We start from the raw sequence: 19,871 nt of genomic DNA on the forward strand, positions 1-19,871 counted from the left end.
CAAATTTAGGCAAAAAATCTGAGAATGGCCGTATATTTTAACTAACTTTGCAGCCGATGCGGGGATATGTCACCCGCCAGACACGACCATGCCCATCATTCACATCGACTCATTAGACCATCCCGGCGTGCAGCCGTTCAGCAAACTCACCGACCATCAGCTGCGCAACCGGCTGCAACCCGACCGGGGTCTCATCATCGTGGAGAGCCCCAAGGTGATTCGTGTGGCCCTCGACACCGGGCACGAGCCCGTGGCCCTGCTCTGCGAGGAACGCCACATTGCGGGCGACGCAGCCGACCTGCTGGCCCGCTGCCCCGGCCTACCGGTCTATACGGGCAGCCGCGAACTGCTGGCCCGGCTCACGGGCTACACCCTCACGCGCGGCGTGCTCTGTGCCATGCGGCGGCCGCAGGAGCGCGAGGCGGCCGAGGTGTGCCGGGGCGGGAAGCGCGTGGTGGTGATCGACGGTGTGGTCGATACCACCAACATCGGGGCCATCTTCCGCTCGGCGGCCGCGCTGGGCATTGACGGCGTGCTACTCACGCGCGACTCCTGCGACCCCTTCAACCGGCGCGCCGTCAGGGTGTCGATGGGGTCGGTGTTCCTCCTGCCCTGGGCCTGGCTGGACGGGCCGGTGAGTAGCCTCGGCCGGTTGGGCTTCAAGACGGTGGCCATGGCCCTCACGCCCCACTCCATCGCGCTCGACGACGCCCGCCTCAAGGCCGAGCCGCGGCTGGCCATTGTGATGGGCACCGAGGGCGACGGGCTGCCCCACGACACCATTTCGGCCACCGACTATGTGGTGCGCATCCCCATGGCCCACCAAGTGGACTCTCTCAATGTGGCGGCCGCAGCCGCCGTGGCTTTCTGGGAACTGTGCGGGGCGCACGCGGCCGCCCCGCAGCCATAAGGCCGTCGTCGCATTTTCATTACGCCGTAAAGGCGAGGCCGTTACGGCGCAATCGCATCATGATTACACCGTAACGGCCTCGCCTTTACACCGCCATCGCAGGGCCCTGGAAGTCTCGTCGCGCAGACTCCTACGAGCCACGCACGGCATGGAGCCGCCGCCTGAAGAACAGGTAATAGAGCCCCCCGGCCACGCTGAGCCCAAAAGGAAAGGCAGACCACACGCCCACCAAATCGCCGTGCATGGTGATGCCGAAGAGGTAGCTCAGCGGAATGGACACCACAAAATAGGCTACGAAAGCCACGAGCATCATCGGCTTCACGTCCGACAGCCCGCGCAGGGCGTTGGCAAAAGTGCACTGCAGGCCGTCGCTCAGCTGGTAGACCACGAGCGGAACGATGGTCAGGGTCACGATGTGGGCCACCTCGGCCGAGTCGGTGAAGAGCCATCCCATCTGGTGGCGAAGCAGCCACACGGGCACCGACACCAGGACGGCCACCAATAAAATAAGGTGGAAGCCGGCCCAGGCCGTGGGCGCAATGTGGTCGAAATTGCGCTGGCCGTGGAACAGACTGATGCGGATGGCCACGGCTGCACCGATGGCATAGTAGACCTGATAGAAGAGTTGGCTCACCGAAAGCATCACCTGATGGGCGGCCAGCGACGATGCTCCTATCCACCCCACGATGATGCTGCAGAGCGTCCACGCCCCCGTCTCCATGCCCATCTGGAGCCCCAGCGGCCAGCCCATGCGCTGCAACCGCCCGAAGACCGGCCTACTGCAACGGCTCTGGGCAAAGGCACGGCGCAGCGGCCGGTAGCGGCGGCTGTCGAAAAACACGCCCGCGATGGCCGCCGTCATCATGATTCGGGCCAGCAGCGTGGACAGGCCGGCACCGAGCAGCCCCAGCTCCGGGCACCCCAGATGGCCGTAGATGAGCGCCCAGTTGCCCACGATGTTGAGCAGGTTGCCGCCCAGCAGAATCCACATGGGCGTGCGCGTGTCGGTGGTTCCGTCGGCCGTCTGCTTGAAAACATTGAACCAACACACAAACGGCAGCGACGCCAGGTTGACCAGGAAGTAAGGGCGCATGTGGGGGATGAGCGCCGACGGCTGGCCCAGCCGATCGAGAAAGAGGTAGAGCACGGTGTAGGCCGCCACGAGCAGCGCGGCCAGCAGCGTGTTGGCCAGCAGCCCGTTCTTCACCACGGCCCCGATATGGGCCGTCTCGCCCCGGCCGTAATGGTTGCCCACGATGGGCGTCATGCCGTAGGAGAAGCCCAGCGCCACCAGGATGCCCAAGGCAAACATGTTGCCCACAAAGGCGGCGGCGGCCAGCTCGGGCGTGGAGTGATGGCCTATCATCATGGTGTCGGCGAAGCTCAAAACCACCGTGCCCACCTGGCCGATGACGATGGGAATGCCGAGCATGACGATGGGCCGGTACTGCGCGCGCAGCACGCGGCGCGCCTGTAGGCTGGCCTGTCCCGTCATCTTCTCACCACCTTTTGTGCGCCCGGTTCCACAGGTCCGGTCACGTCGGTCAGGTCATCGCCCGTCACGTCGTCCAGAATCACCATGTGCCGATGGTCGGGGCGCAGCGTCAAGAAGTGCACGTTACGCACGCTGAGCCCGTCCACATGGCGCGCAAAGAGGCCGTAGGCCGGCGTGGGCCCGGCCCATCGGGGCTCGGGATAGTTGGCGGCCTGCTCGCGGTAGTCCCTGTCACGCAGACCGGCATTGCCTCCGCCTCGATACTGTATCCGAATGTTCTGTAGCGTGATGTTGCGTAGCGGCTCGCCGGGCATGCCCGTCACGATGATGCCGGCCAGCGAGTCGCAGTCTTGTGCCACGACATTGCTAATCATGATGTCGCCGCCATAGCTGCGCGCGGTCACCTCCTTGGGCCCCCGGTTGCGGCATCCGGTGGTGATGTAAATGGGGTAATGGTGCACGTGATTCATCGAAAGGCCCGTCACAACAACGTTTTCCATGCGCCCCTGGTCCACCTCTTCGAGAGCCAGTCCCGAGGAGTACATGAACGTGCAGTTGGCTATTGTGATGTTGCGGTAGCCGCCATTGCTCTCCGTGCCCAGCTTGATGCGCCCGCACACCCAGTTCACCTGCTCGGGCACGAAAGTGCCGTCGAGGAACGTGCCCACCTTGTAGCCCGTGACCAGACAGTTGTTCACGAGCACGTGCTCGGTGACGACGGGCCGCTTCAGGGCGTAGCTCGACTTGAGCACGATGCCGTCGTCGCTCGGCGTGTTCACCTTGCAGTTGGTCACGGTGAGGTATTTGCAGCAGTCGATGTCTATGCCGTCGCGGTTGGTGTCAATGGTCACATTGTCGATGTGGCCGCGCTCACAGCCCGTGACGATGATGGCAAAGTGGCCGCCGCGGATGATGGTGACGTCGCGGATGAGAATGTTGCGGCAGAGCTTCAGGGCAATGGCCTTGTCGCCTGTGCCGATGCTTCCGCCCTGCACTTGCCCGGCACGCTCGGTGTCGTGCTTGGTGAGGCCCCGGCCATCTATCATTCCCGGCCCCGTGATGGACACGTTGTGCTGGCCCTCGGCCCATATCAAGCTGTTGTGAAAGTAGGTGTGCCCGCCATCCTGATACTCGGAGAAGTCGAATGGCTCGCTCGCGTCGTAGGCTGTCTTGTCGGACGTGGCCAGGAGCACGGCCCCGGGCTCGAGGTGCAGTTCGACATTGCTTTTGAGGCGGATGGAGCCGGAGAGGTAGGTACCTGCGGGCAGCACCACGCGGCCACCGCCGTGGAACACGGCCGTGTCGATGGCGGCATTGATGGCCCGCGAGTCGAGAACGGTGCCGTTGCCCACGGCTCCAAACTGACGCACGTTGTAGTCGGCCGCCCACAGTCCCGGCGCAAAGCAGAGCATGAGGGCGAGAAGAAAGGACTTGTTCATCGGTAATGGGTTGTTAATTCACCGCAAAGGTAAGAAAAGGTTAAGAAAAAGAGGCGGCACGAATCAAGTTTTCAGCTATTTCCGCCACTTTTTAATGCTTCGGGTGGCGCGGTGGTGTGGTTCTGTCCCGACAGGGCCAACAAGGAACCGGGCGGGACGAAGCTGCACGCGTGCGCTACACCAGCTTGGCCAGCTGATGGCCCGCCAGCACGGCGACAAGGCCAAGCGCGAGGCTGCCCAGCAGGTAGAGAGTCACGTAGAAATACTGGCCGTCTTTCACAAGGGCCGTGTGCTCGCTCATGAAAGTGGAGAAAGTGGTGAAGCCGCCACAGAAGCCCGTGGTGAGCAGCAACCGGGCGGCAGGCGACAAATGGCCACTGCCCACGGGCTGTCCCGAGAAGAATCCGATGAGCAGACAGCCCAGCACGTTGACGGTGAAAGTGCCCAAAGGGAAAGGTGTGGGCACCCATGCTGTAAGCAGCCGGGAGACCAGGAGGCGCATGCCGCCGCCCAAAAAGCTGCCCGTGCCGACCAGAAGAAAATCTTTAAACATAATTTGGTGTGATTAAATACGCACCCCAGGGCAGTCCCGGAGCATCGGGCCGGGGCTCAGCCCAGCCGGGTCATGTGGTAGCCCATGCGGTGAAGCTGCATGTAAGCTCCCATGAGGTACATCTGGTGCAGGGCGGCCACAAAGGCATAGAAGGCTTCGGGCGATGCGGGCACGAGCTGGAGATGGTGCAGACGGCCGTAGGTGCGCGAGGCACACTCGGCCACGATATCCTGCAAACGCCCGGCGTCGGGTGCGGAGAGCCGCAGCACGCGTTCGCGGACATAGTCGTCGAGATGGTCGAAGTCCTGCTTGTCGCGAAGATAAACATAGAGATTCTCCACCTGGGCATAACGTTCCCAGTCCTCGTCCCAGTACTTGGCCACGGCCATGCCCACGTACATCACCCAGCCGAGAGCCACGGTTGGATAGGCCTGGAACTCGCGCATGGCATCGGGCAGATAGGCCTCGCCTATCCGGGCCCACTGGCCTTCGATGTCGGGCGCATCGGGCAGCATGTCGTCCACCTCGCCCAACCGAAGCAAATAAGCCTTCAAGTCCGTCTGGAACGAGGACTCGAAGGCTTGCTGTTGTTCTGTTCTGCTTGTCATGCCGGCACTATTTTTTCAGTCGGAGACCGCACTGCATGCCGTCCATGCTGCCTATCAAGGAGGATGCGCTCTTGAGCGTGGCGTTGCCGCTGAGTGCTCCAATGGTCTTCATGTAGCCCAGCAGCTTGGTAGTGTTCATCACGATGAGCAGCGAACCGCCCTCCACCTGCGTGGTGCCGACCACCTGTTTCACTTGGCCGCCATAGGCCAGGTTCACCGTGTTGCCGGTCACCGTGTAGGTGCCGCCCAGCTGCTTGCCCAGTCCGCTCTGCGTGAAGGTGCCGTCATTCTTGAAAGTCATGGTGAACATGCCCGGCTTGATGCCCATAGCGGAGAGCTTGCTCTGGAGCTGCTTTTCGATGACAGCGCTGGCCATCTTGCCGCCGGCATTCTTCAGTGCCGACGATGACGAGAACACGATGGCCGGTTCCTGATAGGTCCATGTGCCTACAAGATCTTTGGCCTTGGCCACTTTGCTGGCCGAGAAAATAGAGGTGAGGCCGGAGAGCATACCGCCGTTCGCACTGCCTGAAGACTTGCTACGGGCAGCCCCGGACACCTGCCCGGCCGCATTTTTGAGCACGCCGTCCAAATCGATTTGAGCTTGAGCCACGACGGGGCCCATGCCGAGGAATGCCGTGAAGAGCATCCTGAATACACTTTTCTTCATTCTTGAATCAATGTTTAAATGCTAAAACGGGTGCAAAGTTACAACTTTTCCTACAATTGAAAGCGGCGGAACCTTTATTTTAGGGTTCCGCCGCTCTTGACTTTTCTTCGCACCCGCGGTGCGGAAAACAACTTAATAGTTCTCGGCAGCAATCTGGAAGAAGCTCTGCGGATGGTTGCAAACGGGGCAAACCTCGGGAGCCGCCTTGCCGACAACGATGTGTCCGCAGTTGCGGCACTGCCAGATGCAGTCTCCGTCGCGCGAGAACACCACCTTGTCCTCTATGTTCTTCAGCAGCTTGCGATACCGCTCTTCGTGACGCTTTTCAATGGCAGCCACCGCGCGGAACTTGGCCGCGATGCCGGCAAAGCCCTCTTCTTTGGCCACGCGGGCCATTTCGGCGTACATGTCGGTCCACTCATAGTTCTCGCCGGCAGCGGCATCTGCCAGGTTCTGCATGGTGCCGGGGACGTCGCCTTCATGGAGGAACTTGAACCAAAGTTTGGCGTGCTCCTTCTCGTTGATCGAGGTCTCGGTGAAGAGTTCGGCTATCTGCTCGTAGCCGTCTTTCTTGGCCTTGGAGGCATAGTACTGGTATTTGGTGTGAGCTTGGCTCTCTCCGGCAAAGGCGGCCTGGAGGTTGGCCTCGGTCTTCGTGCCTTTCAGGGCAGCAGCATCAAACTCTTGGAACTTGTCTGCCTTGGCGTGGCAGACGGGGCACTCCTCGGGAGCCTCTGCGCCCTCATGGACGTAACCGCATACGGTGCATATAAATTTCTTCTTCATAATGTGTTTGTATATGTTTGAATCAACGGTGCAAAGATAGGCAATTCAGAAGTAGACTCCAAGCCTTTTTACAATTATTACATCTTGGAAGTTGTGATTTATACAACGAATAAATTAGAAACGGCTTCCCCGGCAACGCCTGAAGTCCCAAGAACCACATATTGGAAAAAAGCAGAGGGCCGGCTGGCCGTATTCGCTCGAAAATGTGTACTTTTGCAGTTGACAAGCCTCAGCAACCATCACAACATTTCATAAGCATCATGAACAAACTCATAGACTGCTTCGTGCCCGTGGGCAACGAAGAAGAAACCGAGCGTAATGTCCAGGCCCTCGACGCCCTCGACATCACCAACGACATCACCATCGTGGAGACTTCCATGACCAGCACCGAGACCTTGCAAGCCATTGCCAGCATGGTCAAGACTCCTTACACCTTATTATATTTAAAGCACCAGTTCATCCGCACAGGCTATCTGGCCTTGGAACGCATGGTGCAGATAGCCGAAGCCACGGGGGCCGGCATGCTCTACGCCGACCATTACAACGTGTCGGCCGACGGGTTGCGCACGGAAGCTCCGGTCATCGACTATCAGCTGGGCAGTCTGCGCAACGACTTCGACTTCGGATCGGTGCTGCTCTTCCGCACCGAAGCCTTCAAGGAGGCCGCCGGCCGCATGAAAGCCGACTACCAGGCCGCCGGCCTCTACGACTTGCGTCTGAAGCTGGCACAGAAGCACGGCATTGAACATATCAACGAATACCTTTACGCTGAAGTAGAACTCGACACCCGCAAGACGGGCGAGAAGCTCTTCGACTACGTGGACCCGCGCAACCGCAAGTCGCAGATAGAGATGGAGGCGGCCTGTACGGAATACCTGAAAGAGATGGGGGCCTACCTGCCTCCGACGTTCCGAGACGTGGCCCTCACCGAGGGAACGTTTGAGGTGGAGGCCTCCATCATGATACCCGTGCGCAACAGACTGCGTACCATCCGCGATGCCATCGACAGCGCATTAAGCCAACAAACCACTTTCAAATACAACATATTCGTAGTGGAGAACGGGCCGGAGTGCCACTCCACCGACGGTACCACCGAGGCCGTCGATGCCTACGACGACCCGCGTATCATCCATATCATCCCCAACCGAAACGACATTGGCGTGGGCGGCAGCTGGAACATGGCGGCCCATCACCCGCAGTGCGGCCGGTTTATTGTGCAGCTCGACTCCGACGATGTGTACTCGGGCCCCGACACCCTGCAGAAGATGGTCGATGCTTTCTACGCCCAGCAGTGTGCCATGGTCATTGGCACGTACATGCTCACCGACATCAACCTCAACACACTGCCCCCCGGCAAGATTGACCACAAGGAGTGGACACTTGAGAACGGCCGCAACAACGCCCTGCGAATCAACGGGCTGGGCGCGCCGCGCGCTTTCTTCACGCCAGTGCTGCGCCAGGTGAACCTGCCCAATGTGAACTACGGAGAGGACTACGCCCTGGGGCTGGCCATCAGCCGTCACTACCGCATCGGCCGCATCTACGACGTGCTGTACAACTGCCGCCGATGGGACGACAACTCCGATGGCGACCTGAGCCGCGACAAGGAGAACCGTAACAACCTCTACAAAGACCGCATCCGCACCTGGGAACTCAAGGCCAGAATGGGGTTGAAACAGAGGAGCTGACCCCTCGAACCACCTTTTCCTCCAAAAACAAGACCAGGATGAATCACAAACTTTGGTGGTGGATACCAACGCTTTACTTTGCCGAAGGCATCCCCTATTTCATCGTCAACAACATATCGGTGACCATGTTCACCAAGATGGGAGTGCCCAATGGCGACATGGCGCTCTTCACAAGCCTGCTTTATCTGCCGTGGACCATCAAGCCGCTGTGGAGTCCCTTTGTCGACATCGTACGTACCAAGCGCTGGTGGATTCTGGCCATGCAGCTGCTTATCAGTGCTGCTTTCGTGCTGCTCACCCTTAGCATCCCCCACCCCGAGGCGGCCGTCATTGCCGCCAAAGGCACTCCTGTGAGCCTGTTCACCTTTACACTCGTACTCTTTGTCATCACAGCCTTTGCCTCGGCCACCCACGACATTGCGGCCGACGGCTTCTACATGCTGGCCTCCAATCAGGAGGAGCAGAGCTTCTTCGTGGGGATACGCAGCACGTTCTACCGACTGAGCAGCATCTTCGGGCAAGGCGTGCTGGTCTATGTGGCCGGCATGCTTGAGCGGTCGACGGGCAACATTCCACAGGCCTGGCAAATCACCATGGCCATTACGGCCGTGCTCTTTGCCGCCATCACCGTCTATCACCTCTTCGCCTTGCCGCGGCCCCGGGCCGATGCACTGCGTGCGGGCAACGGGACAACAGCCACGGCCCGCGACATATTCAGCGAATTCGGCCGCACCTTTTCCACCTATTTCAGCAAGCCGGGCGTGTGGCTGGCCATTGTCTTCATGCTCCTCTACCGGCTGCCCGAGGCTTTTCTGCTCAAGATGGTCAATCCTTTCTTGCTCGACCCCACCGCCAAGGGTGGACTGGGACTGGCAACCGACGAGGTGGGCATTGTCTACGGAACAATCGGTGTACTGGCCCTCACCGTGGGAGGCATCGTGGGAGGCATCGCCGCCTCGCGCTGGGGGCTGCGCAAAGCCCTGTGGCCCATGGCGGCTTGCATGACACTTCCCTGCGCCACCTTCATCTACCTCAGCCTGGCCCAACCCACCAGTCTCGTCGTGATCAGCGTCTGCGTGGCCATCGAACAGTTTGGCTACGGTTTCGGATTTACGGCTTACATGCTCTACATGATGTACTTTGCCGAGGGCGAATTTGTCACCGCCCACTATGCCATCTGCACCGCATTCATGGCCCTGAGCATGATGATTCCCGGCATGTTCGCCGGCTATCTGCAAGAGCTGGTGGGCTATGGCTGGTTCTTCTGGATAGTCATGCTCTGCTGTCTGGCTACCGTGGTGATGACCATTCTGGTGCGACGCGGCATCGACCCGACCTATGGGCGCAAACACGAAGCACAATCTTAAACATCATGAACATGGAATTGAATCATCCCAGAACTCATTATCAGCTCATTGCCGACAGCGGTTCGACCAAGACCGATTGGTGCGTGACGGCCGATGGCCGCCCCATTCAGCAGGTGCGCACCAAGGGACTGAACCCTTTTCAGCTCTCCGAAGAAGAGATGGCCGACGAGATGTGCCGCGCCCTGAGACCTGCCCTGCAGACGGCGGGGGCGGACAACGCGCCCATTGACGTGTACTTCTACGGAGCCGGATGCACTACAGAGAAGCAGCCCATCGTGGAGCGGGCTCTGCGCCGCAGCCTTTCGGGCATCGTTCGCTGCGAGGTAGCATCCGACATGCTGGCGGCCGCACGCAGCATTTGCGGCCACGAGGCGGGCATTGCCTGCATTCTTGGAACGGGAAGCAACTCGTGCGCCTTCGACGGAGAACGCATTACACACAACGTCTCCCCCCTGGGCTTCATCCTCGGCGACGAGGGCAGCGGGGCCGTGCTGGGCCGCACTCTCGTGGGCGACATCCTAAAACGACAGCTGCCCCAGCCCATCATCGACCGGTTTGAACGGCAGTACCGGCTCACCGCGGCCGACATCATCGACCGCGTGTACCGCCAGAAACTGCCCAACCGCTTCCTGGCCAGCTTTGCCCCTTTCCTGGCAGAGAACATCGGTGAGCCGGCCATTCACGAGCTGGTGACTGAGAGTTTCCGCCGCTTCCTGCGCCGCAACGTGATGCAGTATGCGGGCTGGCAACAGCTGCCCATCGGTTTCAACGGTTCCATTGCCACCGTTTTCCGCCAGCAATTGCAGGAGGTGGTGGAGGCCGAGGGCATGCACCTGGGCCGCATAATCCAGGCTCCGATGGAGGGTTTAGTGGAGTATCACGCCGCCCGCCAGGCATAACCCGCAGCTCCGCAACATGCTACAGACCGAGCAAGAATCCCGTTACGACCACTTGGAACAGCAGAGCGTGCACGAGCTGCTCGCCCACATCAATGCCGAAGACCAGCTTGTAGCCATGGCCGTGAACCGGGCCCTGCCACAGATTGAGCGGCTGGCCACGGCCATCGTGCCACGCATGCGGATAGGCGGCCGACTGTTCTACGTCGGGGCGGGCACCAGCGGCCGTCTGGGTGTGCTCGACGCCTCGGAGCTGCCTCCCACTTTCGGCGTGCCTGAAACGCTGGTCGTAGGAATCATTGCCGGGGGCGACCGGGCCCTGCGCCACGCCGTGGAGCATGCCGAAGACGACGCCCGCCAAGGATGGCTCGACCTGTCGGCCCATCACCCCACACCGCAAGACACCGTGGTGGGCATCGCTGCCTCGGGCACCACGCCCTATGTGGTGGGTGCGCTCAGTGGCTGCCGCGAGCACGGCATTCTCACCGGATGCATCACCAGCAACCCCGACACGCCACTGGCCCGAGCGGCCGACGTGGCCGTGGAACTGGCCGTGGGCCCCGAGTTTGTCACGGGATCCTCGCGCATGAAATCGGGCACTGCTCAAAAGATGGTGCTCAACATGCTCTCCACCACCCTCATGATACAGCTGGGACGCGTACAGGGAAACCGCATGGTGAACATGCAGCTTGCCAACGACAAACTCATCGAACGCGGCACACGCATGCTGACCGACACGCTCGGCATGGGATACGACGCAGCCCGACGGCTGCTGCTCGCCTGCGGATCGGTGGAAAAGGCACTGGTCCAAGCCCGCAAATCAACCGACGGAAACTTTGGCCATCTGCTGCAAAATACGTAATTTTGCACCACAATCAACCCTTTATAGCAACAGATTAACCAACTATAACGATAAAATGGAGAAACTCATCATCAGCTCCTACGAGGAGTTTGCTTCCCATTTGGGACAGCAACTGGGCGTGTCCGACTGGCTGCCCGTAGACCAGGACCGTATCAACAGCTTTGCCGACGCCACCCTCGACCACCAGTGGATACACGTGGATCAGGAGCGTGCCCGGCGCGAAAGCCCCTACAAGAACACCATTGCCCACGGCTATCTGACGCTCTCTCTCCTGCCACATCTGTGGAATGAGATTATCGAGGTGAAGAATTTGAAGATGATGGTCAACTACGGCATGGACAAAATGCGCTTTGGTATACCCGTGCTCTCGGGCAGCAAGATCCGCCTGGTGGCCAAGCTCGAAAAGATTGAGAACCTGCGCGGCATCTGCAAGACCTACATCAACTTCCGCATCGAGATAGACGGCGAGCGCAAGCCGGCGCTGCAGGGCGAGGCGCAATTCCTCTATTATTTCAAGTAATCCTGCCCGGCGGCACCTTCCCGTCCGGCGAACACACATCGGGTACAGTCCTGCAAGGGTCTGTACCCGAAACATTACGGGGCATGGCCCTACAACCTTTCAGGCACGAACACAGCGTGCGGTTGTAGGGACATGCCCCTTGCATGTCTGCGAATCTCTTATGCTTGTTCTGCCGTCTTGGGCTTGTTCTTCGAGCCCGGCTTGCGCCCGCGCTTCTTGGGCTCCTCCATCATCTTGGGATGGAACTCCAATTGCTGCATCTTGTAGTCGCGCGGCGTGATGCCGTTAATCTTGTAAAACGAGGCGTAGAACGACTGCCGGTTGGAGAATCCCACCATATCCGAGATCTCCTCCATCGTCAAGGCACGGTAGCGCTTGTCCACCAAGAGCGTCATGGCCTCCCGAATACGATGGGAGTTGACAAAGGAAGTGTAGTTCATGTGGAACCGCACATTCACCACAGCCGAGATATATCGGGTGTTGGTGCCCAAGTCTTCGGCCAGCTTCTTGGCCGAATAATTCTTGTCCCTGTACTTTTTCTGGATGATGATAATGTTGTTGATTTTGGACTCAAGCTCATCCATCATCTGCGGGCTGACCAGAGATCGATAGGTGGCCTCCTTTTCCTTGATTTCCGTGATATTGTACTTTGCCATAACTACGCGTTTTGAACCAAAACTTATATTATTGCAAAGATAATAAAGTTAAGTATATTTTCCAATTATTTTAATATTTTTTTACGAAGATATTTATTTCCCGTTGTTTGACCACCATCGCATGTGCAGAGAGCAAGGAACGGATTGGCCAATTCAAATAAAATGCTTAATTTTGCACCTGCAAACCACGAAATATGGATATAGACGCTATCTTCAGAACTTTTTATCGCCCACTTTGCCTCTACGCCATGCACTATCTGGCCGGCAACGTGGAGCTGGCTGAAGACATCGTGCAGGATTGCTACGTCAAGTTGTGGCAGCGCAGGCCCGAGCAGCCCCGCAGCTTTCTCTACACGGCCGTGCGCAATGCGTGCATCGACGAGCTGCGGCGACAGAAAGCCGCCCCGCCCAACGTGCGCCCGCAAGACCTCGACGGCTATATCTCTGACGAGGAGGCGCAGCAGCGGTCGGTGCGCGAGGCCGAACTCTGGACGGCCATCGACAGTCTGCCCGAACGGTGCCGGCAAATCTTCCTGATGAGCAAGCGCGACGGCATGAAGTATCGGGAGATTGCCGACGAGCTGGGCCTCTCGGAGAAAACCGTGGAACACCAGGTGAGCAAAGCCCTGAAACGACTCAAGGCACGCCGCGGGGAACTGTTGTTCCTCGCCACGTGCCTTGGGTGAAAATCCTGCGGGAGCCGGCCGCACGGGCAAGCTCCCGTCAGGCCTTATGACAATGCAGCCTGAATGTCGGCCACGATCTGCTCCTCGGTCAGGTGGTTGTCCACCAACAGTTGGGCTACGTCATAACGGTCGTAGAGCTGTTTTTTCACTCCGAAGCAAAGCACTTTCATGGTTGAGGGACCGTAGAAACGGGCTATGCGCTCGCCGAAACCGCCGTCGAGCACACCGTCTTCGATGGTGGCCACCACCTCGTGGTCGGCCTTGAGTTCCTCAAGCAACGGCTCGTCCGCACCCGACAGGAAGCGCGGGTTGATGAGCGTGGCGTCTATGCCCTGCCCGGCCAACCGGGCCACCACAGCCTCTCCTTTCTGATAGAAGTCGCCGGCGGCAATCACGGCCACGCGCCCTCCACGATGGGTCACCTTGAAGGTGTCGATGGCATCGTAGCTCTCGTCCACGGGCCCTGTGGCGTGTGCAGCCCCGAAAGCTGGCACGCGGATGGCCACCGAATGCTTGTCCTGGGCAATGGCCCAACGCTCCATGGCAATGAGTTCCTCGCAGGTGGTAGGGGCCAGATACACCAGATTGGGGATGTGGCTAATCATGGGAATGTCGAAGAAACAGATGTGCGTGAAGTCGTTCATGCCGTAGATGGACGAGCCCAGCACGTTGAACACAGCCGGGGTTCCATTGACGGCAAGGTCCTGTGAGAGCTGGTCATAGGTACGTTGGAAGAACGTGGCGTAGGTGGAAAACACGGGGTGCGCCCCACGCTTGGCCATGCCCGAAGCCAGGGCCACGGCCTCTTCCTCGGCAATGCCCACGTCGATAAACTGCCGGCCGGCCGCAACGCGCCGCTCTTTGTTGAAACCGATGGCGGCCGGAACCCCCGCAGCGATGCACACCAGTTTGGGGTCGCGCTTCATCTCCTCGAAGAGCCAGTCGCCCAGCAACATGGGCATCGACTCGCCGTCCATGGCTTCGAGCAGCGTCCCGTCCTCAAGATGGAAAGGCATGTGCCAGTGCCAGGCCTCCTTGTTGTCCACGGCAGGCTGGTAGCCGTGCCCTTTCTCGGTGTGGATGTGCACCACCACGGGATGGTCGATGCCCTTTACCTGCCTGAACGCCTCCACCAGGCGGGCCACGTTGTTGCCCTCCTCCACATAGACATAGTCCAGTCCGAAAGCCTTGAAGAAGTTGTTCTCGGCCTTGCCCTGCGTGTCGCGCAGCAGCTTCAGGTTGCGGTAGAGGCCGCCGTGGTTCTCGGCAATGCTCATCTCATTGTCGTTCACCACAATGATGGCATTGGTGCCTATCTCGCTCACGGTGTTGAGACCCTCGAAGGCTTCGCCGCCCGAGAGCGACCCGTCGCCAATGACGGCGATCACGTTTTCCTTGCCGCCCAAAATGTCGCGGCCTTTCATCAGGCCCGACATCAGCGAGACTGAGGTGGACGTGTGGCCTATCTCGAAGTTGTCGTAAACGGGACTTTCCAGCGGCGAGGAGTAGCCTGAAATGTGGTCCATGCGGCTGGAATCAAGAAAACCATCCTTTCGACCGGTGAGCATCTTGTGGGGATAGCTCTGGTGGGAAACGTCGAAGACGATGCGGTCTTCGGGCGTGTCGAACACATAATGCAGGGCAACGGTGGCTTCGCAGAAGCCCAAGTTGGGGCCTACATGGCCGCCATGCTGGCTCACACGGTTGAGCACGCCCTGGCGCACCTCCTCGGCCAGCACGCCAAGCTGGTCTACTGTCATGCCTTTCAAGTCGGCAGGACTGTTGATTTTTTCTATATACATATCTTTATACCTTAATAATATCACCCCTGTGGAATATCAAACTACAAAGTTACAACTTTTTGAGGATGATGCTTGACCTTGCAACCATAAAAATTTGCCTACGCCCATGCAGACCTTATACCAATCCGACACGCTGCGACAACGGCGCGAACGCACGCCGACAACAGCGTAAACGCACTGCGACAACAGCGTAAACGCACTGCGACGACGGCGTAAACGCACTGCGACAACAGCGTAAACGCAGCGCAGCAACGGGCCGGACGCATCCCGGTGATAACGGGCCGGCATGCCCCTGCCGCCCTTGCACGGTGACAGGAACCGCGCCAACCTGCGGCGGACGCAAAGAGCCGCACGGCTGCCGAGCCCCCAAACCTGTTAACAAAATCCAATGACGAATAAGAAAAGTTAGAGTTGACGCATGCGCACGGCCCCTCTAAACTATTTCGAGTAATTTTGCATCTATGAAGAAACTCGAACAGATGATCCTCTTGCTCACCTGCCTGACGGTGATGGCCGTGGCCGCCATCCAGCGCGACGGGCGGGTGTGGGGCCATGCGCTGGCAGACACCGCACAGACCACGGGGGGCCGGCAGTCCGCCGTGCAGACGTTGCGCACGCTCGACGACGGCACCATCGTGGTGAATACCACGGCCATCGGCAAGGACATTGCGGGCTACGGCGGACCGGTGCCGCTGGAAATCCGTCTGAAAGACGGCCGTGTGGCGGGCGTCAAGGCACTGGCCAACACGGAGACTCCCGACTTTTTCGACAAGGCCAAGTCGCTGCTCACGCGCTGGGACGGTAAGACCATCGAGGAGGCCGAGGCCCAGAAAGTGGACGCCGTGAGCGGGGCTACATTCTCTTCGCGGGCCATCATCGGCAACGTGCGGCGCGGTCTGCAGTTTGCCTCGAGCCATGACGTGCAGCCGTCTTTGCTCGACAAACTCGACCTCAGTGCGAAGAGCATCGCCGGGCTTGTGGTGGTGCTCATGGCGGCTGTCATCCCCCTGTTTTTCAAGAACAAGGGCTACCGCACCGTGCAACTGTCGCTCAACGTGGTGGTGCTGGGCTTCTGGTGCGGCACTTTCCTGAGCTGGTCGCTCTTTGTCAACTACATGTCGAGCGGCATCAATCTGTGGACATCGCTCATCCCTGTGGTCATGCTCGTCACGGCATTTGTCTATCCTCTTTTCGGCAAAAAGAACTACTATTGCACCAACATCTGCCCTTTCGGCTCCATTCAAGACCTTGTGGGCAAGGCCAACCGCCGCAAATGGAAGATGGGACAGGCCACGGCCAAGCGGCTGGAGCAGCTGCGCCAGTTGCTTTTCGCCGTGCTCATGGTGCTGATGCTCACGGGCACGGCCGCGCAGTGGATGGACTACGAGGTGTTCACCGCCTTTATCTTCCGGTCGGCCGCCGCGGTGGTGGTGGCCATGGGAGTGGTGTTTGCCGTGCTGGCCGCCTTTGTGCCGCGCCCCTACTGCCGTTTCGTATGCCCCACCGGCACCCTCTTCAAAATGGCCGAAAACCGCAACTAACGCATAAAAGATATGAAAGCAAACACATGGTTGAGTCTGATTCTGGCCGTGGCACTGGCCATTGTCAGTGGAAAAATGGTGCTGGCCAACCACGCCAAGAGTGAGGAAGCGCAAAGGGCAGAGGCTGCACGGGCCGCCCAAAAGGCAGAAAATGCCGCCATCGACAACATCATGACGCGGGCAAGCGTGCGCTCTTACCTCGACAAACCCGTGGAGGACGAGAAAGTTACGACCCTGCTCAAGGCTGGCATGGCGGCTCCGACGGCCATGGACAAGCGGCCATGGCGGTTTGTGGTCGTAACCGACAAGGACCAGCTCAAGGCTTTGGCCGGGGCCAACCCCCATGCGGCGTTCGCCGCCAAGGCCCCGCTGGTCATCGTTGTGTGCGGCGACATGAACAAGGCCATCGAGGGTGCGGGCAGGGACTATTGGATTCAGGATGCCGCTGCTGCCACCGAGAACATCCTGCTGGCGGCTCATGCTTTGGGACTGGGAGCCGTGTGGACGGGCAATTATCCGGTCGCCGACCGCTGTCGGGCCATTGCCAAGGTGCTCGAACTCCCCGACCACGTGATTCCGCTTGCCACTGTTGTCATTGGCTATCCCGACAAGACCGTCAAGGCTAAGGACAAATGGGATGAAGACAATGTGTCTTACGACGCCTACGATGAGTAGTCCGCACGCTGCAGATTGACCCCGCCTCATGGGCTCCCTATGCGAATCCATTTTATGGGATCCGATGGGATTGGGCGGGGCTTTTCCTGTCCAAGCGCTTGCCCATTTGGAAAACAATCACTACTTTTGCACCCGATAAAACACTATTTTAAATTCAACCGTTCAAACTTTTATGACGAATAGAGTCTGCTTTTCCTGCATCACCCTCCTGTTGTGCACCCTGCCGATGGCTGCACAAACCCAAGAACAGTCGCCGATAAAACCCTTCCGCAATCTCGATGTGTCCGTATCTGCCGGCACCACAGGACTTGGACTGGAAGTGGGCTCCGACATATCGGAAATGGTTCGGCTGCGCGCCGGTTTCTCTTTCATGCCTCATTGGAGTGACGACATGAAGTTTGGCGTGCAGGTGGGCGACAAGCCCGAGTCGAAATACGACGCTCAAGGCAATCGCGTGAAGACCAAATTCGACCGGCTACAGGCCCGCATGAAAGAGCTTACGGGGTTCAACGTAGACGAGACCATCCACTTGCAAGGCAAGCCCAAGTTCTATAATTTCAGTCTTCTGGTAGATGTCATGCCTTTCGCCAACAAGCAGTGGCATCTCACCGCCGGCTTCTATTGGGGCAACAATAAGCTGGCCGACGCCGTGGTGTCACAGGAAGACATGACCACGATGCTGGCTGTAGGCATCTATAATAATATGTATAGCAAGGCCATCAACAACCAACCTTTCGTAACGATCAACGGCAACGATGTTTACAATGAATCGCTGGCCAACAAGCTCATCAGCTACGGACGCATGAAATATCGCATAGGCGACATGAAGTCCACCGGAGAGGCATGCTACGCTGAGCCGGACGCCAATGGACTGATTAAGGCCGAAGCCATCATCAACAACTTCAAACCTTACTTGGGCTTTGGCTACGAGTCCCAATTGGGACGTGCAGATAATCACTGGAAAATCGGCTTTGATGCCGGCATTCTTTTCTGGGGCGGCAGACCTCGCGTCTATACCGAGCGCACCATTGAGCATATTACCGAAGACGAAGAAACAGGCATCAAGACCTACAACTACACCAAGGAGAAAGTCGATATTGTCCGCGACGTCACCAATTATCGCAAAAATATCAAGGGGAAAATCAACTTCCTTAAAGCCCTCCCCCTCTTTCCCGTCCTCAATGTAAAGCTCACCAAATCTTTCTAAACCCTTTCTAAACAGAAGAAATTTATAGTAAACTTAGCACGCCGCCATAACAGCCTATCCTCCATAAGTTCCTATCCCGCCCTCACTTCCTGTAAAGTCCTATCAACTCCTATCTATAATCGGAAAATTAGGACCCTTTCCAAATAGAAGTGCAAAATCTCGGTGGTGTTTGACACACTATGAAAAACACCACTGTGGCTTGCCTTGCGGCCGGGGGCGTGCCCCCCCGAAGTTCCGCCTCAGGCACAGAATGGATAAATGACAATAATCAATCGACTATGAACAAATCAGCTATCGTCAGAATGGACAGTGAGCTTAGGACTTTTTGGAACAGGGCATTCTGCTTTAACTGGAAGTTCGGACTCTTCTTGGTTATTGCGGTTTGCATCCCACGGTTCATGTTGGTGCTCCATGCCAATGCTTCCGGGAGTTATGGCACTATGGGGCTAATCATGACGCTTTCTGCAATCGTGCCGTTCCTGTTTTTGAACAAACATGGACGACAAGAGATAGGAATAACAAAACCTCAAAAGTACAATTGGCTTTTAATTGCTTTTGTTTGCGGACTGATTGCGAGCCTTTTTCTTTATTTCTTAGGACAAGTCTTATACGGGGACTCTTATGAAAATTGGTACAAGTATATCGGAAAGTCTTATCAAATTCCGATGGAAATAAGCCAGAGTGACAAAAAAATATTATTTGTTATCATGGCAATTACTGGAATGACATTTAGTCCAATCGGCGAAGAATTGTTTTTCAGAGGAATTGTTCATTCAAGTTTTGCAAAATCAATCGGAGAGAAAAAAGCATCAATAGTTGATAGTTCTACGTTTGCAATAACTCACATTTCACATTTTGGCTTGGTATTTATCAATAATAACTGGAGCTTTTTCACTATTCCAACTATAATTTGGGTATTAAGTATGTTCTTGGTAAGTATATTGTTTTTCAATTTTAAAAAACATTCCAATTCACTTTTAGGGGCAATAATCTGTCATTCAGCATTTAATCTGGGAATGATTTACTGTATATTTTATCTAATGTAATGGGACAAGGAAAGTATTAAAAAGTTTGTGACCATAGATTTTTACCCTATTAATAGCCCAAAAACAGGCGAACTTCTCGATTCTCTAATAAATGTATGGGAGAAATCCGTGCGTGCAGCTCATATTTTCTTGACAGAGCAAGATATTCAAAACCTTATTCCTTTCTGCCGAAAAGGACTGAAATTGGTTGATTTATTCGTTGTGAATTACAATACGCTCCCTGTTGCGTTTATGAGCATTTCGGACAACAAGGTAGAAATGTTGTTTGTGTCGCCCGATTATTTCAGGAAAGGCATAGGACAAAGACTTGTTCGGCTTGCCATTGATGAATACAAAATACACTATATTGATGTAAACGAGCAAAATCCCAACGCACTCGCATTCTTTTATCTGAAAATGGAGTTTCAGGTTTTGGAGCGAACGGAAACAGATAAACTGGGTAATCCTTTTCCCAATACTTAAAA

The 19,871-nt window shown here is 57.3% G+C and carries 20 protein-coding genes; 12 read left to right on the plus strand and 8 right to left on the minus strand.

Annotation, left to right across the window (positions count from 1 at the left end; all coding sequences use genetic code 11):
- Positions 1 to 88: 88 nt before the first annotated feature.
- Positions 89 to 910, plus strand: coding sequence for a TrmH family RNA methyltransferase (locus PREDE_RS03640; protein WP_005843214.1), 822 nt, complete (start codon positions 89 to 91; stop codon positions 908 to 910).
- Between the two features lie 130 nt (positions 911 to 1,040).
- On the opposite strand, the gene PREDE_RS03645 is transcribed toward PREDE_RS03640, so the two are convergent.
- The 6 genes from PREDE_RS03645 to rbr all read right to left on the minus strand — a co-directional run bounded on the left by PREDE_RS03645 (position 1,041) and on the right by rbr (position 6,461).
- Positions 1,041 to 2,405, minus strand: a complete 1,365-nt coding sequence (locus tag PREDE_RS03645) for an MATE family efflux transporter (RefSeq protein ID WP_005843213.1) — start codon at positions 2,403 to 2,405, stop codon at positions 1,041 to 1,043.
- A complete protein-coding gene (locus PREDE_RS03650; protein ID WP_005843212.1) occupies positions 2,402 to 3,844 on the minus strand; it encodes a rhamnogalacturonidase in 1,443 nt (480 codons plus the stop codon). The genes PREDE_RS03645 and PREDE_RS03650 overlap by 4 nt, the downstream gene beginning before the upstream one ends.
- A gap of 175 nt (positions 3,845 to 4,019) precedes the next feature.
- Complete coding sequence (gene crcB, locus PREDE_RS03655; protein ID WP_005843211.1) at positions 4,020 to 4,397, minus strand: fluoride efflux transporter CrcB; 378 nt, start codon at positions 4,395 to 4,397, stop codon at positions 4,020 to 4,022.
- A gap of 56 nt (positions 4,398 to 4,453) precedes the next feature.
- On the minus strand, positions 4,454 to 5,005 hold the full coding sequence (locus tag PREDE_RS03660; protein WP_005843210.1) for a hypothetical protein: 552 nt from the start codon (positions 5,003 to 5,005) through the stop codon (positions 4,454 to 4,456).
- Between the two features lie 7 nt (positions 5,006 to 5,012).
- Positions 5,013 to 5,675 carry a lipocalin-like domain-containing protein gene (locus tag PREDE_RS03665; RefSeq protein WP_235777458.1) on the minus strand — a complete coding sequence of 221 codons (663 nt, stop codon included), beginning with the start codon at positions 5,673 to 5,675 and terminating at the stop codon, positions 5,013 to 5,015.
- Between the two features lie 132 nt (positions 5,676 to 5,807).
- On the minus strand, positions 5,808 to 6,461 hold the full coding sequence (rbr, locus tag PREDE_RS03670) for a rubrerythrin (protein ID WP_005843208.1): 654 nt from the start codon (positions 6,459 to 6,461) through the stop codon (positions 5,808 to 5,810).
- Between the two features lie 260 nt (positions 6,462 to 6,721).
- Here rbr and PREDE_RS03675 point away from each other — a divergent pair, with 260 nt between their 5' ends.
- From PREDE_RS03675 to PREDE_RS03695, 5 genes are read left to right on the plus strand one after another with little or no spacing between them, the layout of a single operon-like run.
- Positions 6,722 to 8,149 carry a glycosyltransferase family 2 protein gene (locus tag PREDE_RS03675; RefSeq protein ID WP_015298445.1) on the plus strand — a complete coding sequence of 476 codons (1,428 nt, stop codon included), beginning with the start codon at positions 6,722 to 6,724 and terminating at the stop codon, positions 8,147 to 8,149.
- A gap of 38 nt (positions 8,150 to 8,187) precedes the next feature.
- Positions 8,188 to 9,516, plus strand: coding sequence for an MFS transporter (locus PREDE_RS03680; RefSeq protein WP_005843206.1), 1,329 nt, complete (start codon positions 8,188 to 8,190; stop codon positions 9,514 to 9,516).
- A gap of 5 nt (positions 9,517 to 9,521) precedes the next feature.
- Positions 9,522 to 10,415: a BadF/BadG/BcrA/BcrD ATPase family protein gene (locus PREDE_RS03685; protein ID WP_005843205.1), complete on the plus strand. Its 894-nt coding sequence runs from the start codon at positions 9,522 to 9,524 to the stop codon at positions 10,413 to 10,415.
- Positions 10,416 to 10,431: 16 nt separating this feature from the next.
- On the plus strand, positions 10,432 to 11,274 hold the full coding sequence (gene murQ, locus PREDE_RS03690; RefSeq protein ID WP_005843204.1) for an N-acetylmuramic acid 6-phosphate etherase: 843 nt from the start codon (positions 10,432 to 10,434) through the stop codon (positions 11,272 to 11,274).
- Between the two features lie 55 nt (positions 11,275 to 11,329).
- Positions 11,330 to 11,794, plus strand: a complete 465-nt coding sequence (locus PREDE_RS03695; protein WP_005843202.1) for a MaoC family dehydratase — start codon at positions 11,330 to 11,332, stop codon at positions 11,792 to 11,794.
- A 158-nt stretch (positions 11,795 to 11,952) separates the two neighbouring features.
- Here PREDE_RS03695 and PREDE_RS03700 read toward each other — a convergent pair whose 3' ends face one another.
- On the minus strand, positions 11,953 to 12,450 hold the full coding sequence (locus PREDE_RS03700) for a helix-turn-helix domain-containing protein (RefSeq protein ID WP_005843199.1): 498 nt from the start codon (positions 12,448 to 12,450) through the stop codon (positions 11,953 to 11,955).
- Between the two features lie 194 nt (positions 12,451 to 12,644).
- On the opposite strand from PREDE_RS03700, the gene PREDE_RS03705 reads away from it, so the two are divergent.
- The gene (locus tag PREDE_RS03705) at positions 12,645 to 13,136 is read left to right on the plus strand and encodes an RNA polymerase sigma-70 factor (RefSeq protein WP_005843197.1); all 492 of its coding nucleotides are present in this window, start codon (positions 12,645 to 12,647) and stop codon (positions 13,134 to 13,136) included.
- 44 nt (positions 13,137 to 13,180) lie between these two features.
- Here the strand turns inward: PREDE_RS03705 and PREDE_RS03710 are convergent, their stop codons facing one another.
- Positions 13,181 to 14,938, minus strand: coding sequence for a 1-deoxy-D-xylulose-5-phosphate synthase (locus tag PREDE_RS03710; protein ID WP_015298447.1), 1,758 nt, complete (start codon positions 14,936 to 14,938; stop codon positions 13,181 to 13,183).
- A 461-nt stretch (positions 14,939 to 15,399) separates the two neighbouring features.
- Here PREDE_RS03710 and PREDE_RS03715 point away from each other — a divergent pair, with 461 nt between their 5' ends.
- The 5 genes from PREDE_RS03715 to PREDE_RS03735 all read left to right on the plus strand — a co-directional run bounded on the left by PREDE_RS03715 (position 15,400) and on the right by PREDE_RS03735 (position 19,869).
- A complete protein-coding gene (locus PREDE_RS03715) occupies positions 15,400 to 16,479 on the plus strand; it encodes an FMN-binding protein (RefSeq protein WP_005843191.1) in 1,080 nt (359 codons plus the stop codon).
- A gap of 12 nt (positions 16,480 to 16,491) precedes the next feature.
- The gene (locus PREDE_RS03720) at positions 16,492 to 17,154 is read left to right on the plus strand and encodes a nitroreductase family protein (protein WP_005843189.1); all 663 of its coding nucleotides are present in this window, start codon (positions 16,492 to 16,494) and stop codon (positions 17,152 to 17,154) included.
- A gap of 172 nt (positions 17,155 to 17,326) precedes the next feature.
- A complete protein-coding gene (locus PREDE_RS03725) occupies positions 17,327 to 18,361 on the plus strand; it encodes a hypothetical protein (RefSeq protein ID WP_015298449.1) in 1,035 nt (344 codons plus the stop codon).
- Positions 18,362 to 18,540: 179 nt separating this feature from the next.
- Positions 18,541 to 19,407 (plus strand): CPBP family intramembrane glutamic endopeptidase, encoded by an 867-nt coding sequence (locus PREDE_RS03730; protein WP_235777457.1) that lies wholly within the window; start codon positions 18,541 to 18,543, stop codon positions 19,405 to 19,407.
- A 27-nt stretch (positions 19,408 to 19,434) separates the two neighbouring features.
- Complete coding sequence (locus PREDE_RS03735; RefSeq protein WP_005843181.1) at positions 19,435 to 19,869, plus strand: GNAT family N-acetyltransferase; 435 nt, start codon at positions 19,435 to 19,437, stop codon at positions 19,867 to 19,869.
- The last annotated feature ends 2 nt before the right edge of the window (positions 19,870 to 19,871 follow it).

Source organism: Prevotella dentalis DSM 3688 (assembly GCF_000242335.1).
Lineage (GTDB): Bacteria > Bacteroidota > Bacteroidia > Bacteroidales > Bacteroidaceae > Prevotella > Prevotella seregens.